Source organism: Thiobacillus sp. (assembly GCF_024708915.1).
Genome location: NZ_JANJXQ010000288.1, coordinates 1 through 1,520, shown reverse-complemented (window position 1 = coordinate 1,520; position 1,520 = coordinate 1). Strand labels below are relative to the sequence as shown.

General features: G+C 68.6%; 2 protein-coding genes and 1 pseudogene. All 3 read left to right on the top strand.

What is annotated here, in order from left to right; all coding sequences use genetic code 11:
* Positions 1-391: pseudogene (locus tag Q0L94_RS17810) on the top strand (GGDEF domain-containing protein); the annotation flags it as partial.
* Positions 392-418: 27 nt separating this feature from the next.
* The gene (locus Q0L94_RS17805; RefSeq protein WP_366799487.1) at positions 419-964 is read left to right on the top strand and encodes a GGDEF domain-containing protein; all 546 of its coding nucleotides are present in this window, start codon (positions 419-421) and stop codon (positions 962-964) included.
* 55 nt (positions 965-1,019) lie between these two features.
* Positions 1,020-1,520 (top strand): AAA family ATPase (locus Q0L94_RS17800; protein ID WP_296756013.1); only part of this gene is annotated, 501 nt, incomplete at its 3' end.

Sequence of the window (1,520 nt, the reverse complement as noted above, 5' to 3'; positions counted from 1 at the left end):
GCTGGGCCAGGTGTTCTTGAGCGTGCGGCTGGCGCAACTGCAGCGCATCGTCGACGACTCCACCCAGCCCGGCCATGCCATCGCCCTCATCGATGCGGCCGGCGAGCCGGTGGTCAGCAGCGGCAGCCTGCAGGGGGCGGTGCGCGAGATCAGCGTGGCGTTGCCGGCGATGGGCTGGACGCTGCGGGTGCGGTCCCCGGTACAGCTGATCACGCACAACGGCCGTTTGCAGATATTGGCGGGGGGGCTGACCCTGATAGCCGTTGTGCTATTGCTGGTCGCGGCGGCGGTGCGGCTGCGGCGCCCGGTGCTGCAGGACATCGACGCCGCGATGGAGGCGCTGGCATGCCTGACCCGCAACGAGCCGGCGCCGGCCATCGCGACGCGCTAAGTCGAATTCGCCCCCGCGGCCGCGAACATCAACCGCATCGCGCAGCAGCTGCACGATCAGCGCGAACAGCTGGCCCGGCTCAGCCTGACCGATCCGCTTACCGGCTTGCCCAACCGGCGCGCTTTCGAGGACCGGTTTCCGCAGATGCTCGGCCTGGCGGAGCGCGGCAATCCCATCGCGCTGGTTTTGCTGGACGTCGATCATTTCAAATCGATCAACGATCGGTTCGGCCACGCTGCGGGCGACCGGGCGCTGATTGCGCTGGCGAATACGCTCAGGGCGCTCACGCGCAGTTCCGACATCGCTGCCCGCCTGGCCGGGGACGAATTTGCGGTTCTGTTGTCCGGACTGGACGACGACGGCGTGCTTGCCTGGTATCGGCGCCTGGCCGGCCACCTCCAAAGCGAACTGCGTGCCGCGGATCTGGAGGTGGATGGCACGGTCAGCGCAGGCCAGACCTGGCTGCTGGGTGCGGCAGGCGACAATATCGAGCAGGCGTTCGCGCGCGCGGATCGCGCGCTTTACCGTGCCAAGGCGCTTGGCCGTGGCCAATTGGCCTTCGCCGCACGATGAGCGCAAAAGACGCAGGGTAGAATCGGCGCATGTCTGTAGAAATCCGCCCGGCGCCATGATCGAAACCGACCGCCTCATCGCCCCCGCCGTCGCCAGCCCGCAGGAAGAGCAGGTCGAGCGCGCGCTGCGGCCGCGCAGTCTGGCCGAATACGTCGGCCAGGCGAAGGCGCGCGAGCAGCTCGAAATCTTCATCCACGCGGCCAGGAAGCGCAGCGAGGCGCTCGACCACGTGCTGCTGTTCGGCCCGCCGGGACTGGGCAAGACCACGCTGGCGCACATCATCGCGCGCGAGATGGGCGTCAACCTGCGCCAGACCTCGGGCCCGGTGCTGGAGCGCGCCGGCGACCTCGCGGCCCTGCTCACCAACCTGGAACCGCACGACGTGCTGTTCATCGACGAGATCCATCGTCTTTCCCCGGTGGTCGAGGAGGTGCTGTATCCCGCGCTGGAGGATTTCCAGATCGACATCATGATCGGCGAAGGCCCGGCGGCGCGCTCGGTCAAGCTCGACCTGCCGCCGTTCACCCTGGTCGGCGCCACCACCCGCGCCGGCATG